At 40.7% G+C, this 369-nt stretch carries 2 pseudogenes; both read right to left on the reverse strand.

Annotation, left to right across the window (positions count from 1 at the left end):
* Positions 1 to 194, reverse strand: a pseudogene (locus HC175_RS20705) (cyclic pyranopterin phosphate synthase MoaA); the annotation flags it as partial.
* Positions 187 to 369: pseudogene (locus HC175_RS20710) on the reverse strand (bifunctional molybdenum cofactor biosynthesis protein MoaC/MoaB); the annotation flags it as partial. The pseudogenes HC175_RS20710 and HC175_RS20705, both read right to left, overlap by 8 nt.

The following is a 369-nucleotide window of genomic DNA, read 5'->3' on the forward strand; positions in this document are numbered from 1 at the left end:
CCCAGATCCCTAAAAGTTCTGGAAAGTTCAATGATCTCTTCCAGGCTCATAATACTCTCCTTTTCCATAAGCTCAATGCCATCCTCGGGCATACAATAGAAACAACGTAAGGTACATCTATCGGTAAGGGAAATCCTGAGATAGTTATGTACCCTCCCAAAATTATCTACTATTCTTTTTTTCTCTTCATTCATGTCTTTTTCCTTCTATCACTTTAAAAACGTGTAATACATGTGGGAATATCGCATCCATACATTCTATAGCAGCTTTTGTAGAGCCTGGAAACGCGAGGACGAGTTTCCCGTTCATCATTCCGGCGATTGATCTTGAGAGCATGGCATAAGGGATTCGCTGCTGTCCATAATTTCT

The sequence above is a fragment of the Salinimicrobium oceani genome, from assembly GCF_012037645.1.